Annotated in this window: 3 protein-coding genes and 1 pseudogene; 3 read left to right on the forward strand and 1 reads right to left on the reverse strand. The window is 62.0% G+C overall.

All coding sequences use genetic code 11. From position 1 onward, the window contains the following. The 3 genes from AC2VNK_RS07580 to AC2VNK_RS07590 all read left to right on the forward strand — a co-directional run. On the forward strand, positions 1 to 533 hold a 533-nt coding region (locus AC2VNK_RS07580), incomplete at its 5' end, for a putative 4-mercaptohistidine N1-methyltransferase (protein WP_486883355.1). Further along, positions 530 to 1,687 carry a PatB family C-S lyase gene (locus AC2VNK_RS07585; RefSeq protein WP_486883356.1) on the forward strand — a complete coding sequence of 386 codons (1,158 nt, stop codon included), beginning with the start codon at positions 530 to 532 and terminating at the stop codon, positions 1,685 to 1,687. The genes AC2VNK_RS07580 and AC2VNK_RS07585, both read left to right, overlap by 4 nt. A gap of 102 nt (positions 1,688 to 1,789) precedes the next feature. Further along, positions 1,790 to 2,698, forward strand: coding sequence for a lysophospholipid acyltransferase family protein (locus AC2VNK_RS07590; RefSeq protein WP_486883357.1), 909 nt, complete (start codon positions 1,790 to 1,792; stop codon positions 2,696 to 2,698). Between the two features lie 5 nt (positions 2,699 to 2,703). Here AC2VNK_RS07590 and AC2VNK_RS07595 read toward each other — a convergent pair. Beyond that, a pseudogene (locus AC2VNK_RS07595) lies at positions 2,704 to 2,945 on the reverse strand (lipid IV(A) 3-deoxy-D-manno-octulosonic acid transferase); the annotation flags it as partial.

The following is a 2,945-nucleotide window of genomic DNA, read 5'->3' on the forward strand; positions in this document are numbered from 1 at the left end:
GCCTCGACTTCTCCGCACGCTTCATCAGCGTAGGCGTGCAACTGCGTGAGCGCGGGCACTTCTCCTACACGCTGACCGAAGAGGGTGAACTGCAAAGCTATCAAACGGCAGATCTCGCTGCCCTGGGTTTGACCGGGACGGCGGACCGGGTCCACTTCTTCCAGGCCGACGCCTGCAATCTGAAGCCTTTGTATCGGGATTATGATCTGGTAATCGCAGCCAACCTCATTGACCGCCTGCACCATCCCCGCAAATTTCTGGAGGACATTGCCGACCGCATCCTTCCCGGCGGTTTACTGGTCATCACTTCACCCTATACCTGGCTGGAAGAATATACCGCGCGGACGGAATGGCTCGGCGGTTTCAAACGGGATGGGGAGAATCTGAGCACCTTCGACGCCCTGCGGGAAATTTTGTCCGGACCATTCCGTCTGCGCGATGACAGCCCGCAGGATTTGTCCTTCGTCATCCGCGAAACGGCGCGCAAATATCAGCACAGTATCGCGCAGGTGACCATCTGGGAGCGCTTATGAGCGCGGGGCAGGACAGCGTCGACTTCGACAGGGTCATTCCACGACGCGGAACCGGATCCCTCAAATGGGATGGTGCGGCAGAACGTTTTGGCGCTGAAGTGCTGCCCATGTGGGTGGCAGATATGGATTTCGCCGCACCCGACGTGGTCATAGCCGATTTGCAGGAACGTCTGCATCATCCCGTTTTCGGTTATCCGGGCAACGAAGGGATCATGTTGCAGGCCGCCGCCGGTTGGCTGGCCAAGCGCCATGGCTGGCGACCGGAAAGCGACGCGATCGCCTGCATCAGCGGTGTCGTTCCCGCCCTTTACGCAGCCGTGCGCGCCTTCACCCTGCCGGGTGAGGCGATCATCGTCATGCCGCCCATTTATCCGCCGTTCATGACCGCGGTGGAGGACAACGGGCGGGAATTGCTGCTGGCCCCACTGATCGCGGATGACACCGGCCATTACCGCATGAACTGGGATGCCCTGGAAACCGCCGTCCAGCGGGCGAAACTGCTGCTCCTCTGCTCGCCCCACAACCCAGTGGGGCGGGTCTGGACACCGGAAGAACTGCAGCGACTGGGCACACTCTGCACCGATGCTGGCTGCGTGGTGGTCAGCGATGAAATCCATGCCGATCTCAGCCACCATCCGCACTGCCCTTTCCCCAGCCGCCTCCCGCGCTCGATCCTCCTGACCTCTGCTGGCAAAAGCTTCAATCTGGCGGGACTGGGTGGCGGGGTCAGCGTCATCTCCGATGCCGGGTTACGGCGCGCCTTTCAGGATGAGGTCCGGCGCAGCCAGATTCAGCACACCAACCTTTTTGCCCTGACCGCCATGACCAGCGCCTGGCGGCACGGTGCGGCGTGGCAGGCCGCATTGCGCCAGTATCTGAGCAATAATGCCCGCTTCATCAGCGAGTATTTGATGCGGGAGCTACCCGAAGTCGGCTACCGGCAACCGGAGTTCGGTTATCTGGCCTGGCTGGATGTGCACCATTACGGCGACGACGAGACGCTCGCTCGGCGACTGCTGCAATCAGGTCTCGGCCTCAATCCCGGCCCCAGTTTCGGGCCGGGCGGCGAGGGTTTTGTGCGACTGAATTTCGCTGCACCGCGGAGCGTGCTGGAGGAAGGCATGGATCACCTGCGGCGGGCGCTGTACCAGTAGTCCGGAAGTCTCTTCGCGGGCAACACCATGCGAACAATGGGTATCCGAACGCCCCGCCCTATCCTACAATACCTGCCACAAAATGGGGGAGACCAGGGAAAAGTGGCTGAGGAGCACGGAAATCTGCGGCAAAAGGCAGTAGCCTCGCTGGCAGCGGGCATTCTGCGCGGGGCGGGTTACCTGCCGCGGCGTTGGCGTGCGGCTCTCGGTGCAATGCTCGGTGACTTGGTACGGCTCAGTATGACACGGGCGCGCAAGGTGGTGGACGCCAATCTTGCCATAGTTTTCCCCATGATGAGCCTGGCCCAGCGGCATACTCTGCGGCGCGCGCATTTCCGGGCACTGGGCCAGGCGGCCCTGGAGTTGGGACCACTGTGGTACTGGCCCTTGCCCCGCGCCCTCGGCCTGATCCGCGAAGTGCGTGGAGACGATCTGGTGGACGCCGCTTTAGCCAAAGGACATGGGGTTATTCTCTTCACCGCGCACCTGGGGGCCTGGGAAGCCGCGGTGCTCTACATCGGGCAACGCTGGCCGGTAACCGTACTCTACATGGAAACCCGCAATCCGGCTGTTAACGCGCGCATTGTGGCTGGCCGCGGGCGCAGTGGTGCGCAACTGGTCCCCAAGGAGGGCGGTATCCGTCCCCTGCTCCACGCGCTGCATCAGGGAAACGCCATCGGCATACTCCCGGATCAGAACGTCGATCCGCGCGAAGGGGATTATGCCCCGTTCTTTGGCCGTCCTGCCTGTACGACACCTTTGCTGGGCCGGCTGGCAGCGCGGCGCGGAAGCCCGGTGTTCGGACTCTTTGCCTATCGGCTACCGGGTGGTGAGGGTTTTCGTATCGAGATTGTGCCTATGCCGGAATCTTTCCCGAGCGGCGATGCGGAGGCGGATGCCACGGCGATGAATGAGGCGCTGGAGACCGCCATCCGCAAAGCCCCTGAACAATACTGGTGGGTTCACCGTCGTTTCAAGGATCAGCCGGAAGGCTGGGCCTATCCCTATTAAAATGCTTACGGAACGATATGATCTAGCAGGGAAAAAGTACGCCCCAGCGCGCCACGCTGCTGCTGCAGAAACGCCAAGGCACGGTCGCCCATCTCTGTCGCTGGCTCCTGGGTAGTCAACCACGCCCCCAACTGCGCTACCAGGGCCTCGACATCCACAACCTGAACCGCAGCGTTGGCCGCCAGCAAATCCTGGGTGATGCCCTTAAAATTATCCATATACGGGCCGAAGGTAACAGGGCGGGCCA

The sequence above is a fragment of the Acidithiobacillus sp. TH-A35 genome (assembly GCF_057473505.1).

Bases quoted from the DNA above. Each gene is read 5' to 3' on its own strand.
- AC2VNK_RS07585 (WP_486883356.1), top strand. From the start codon at position 530: ATGAGCGCGGGGCAGGACAGCGTCGACTTCGACAGGGTCATTCCACGA.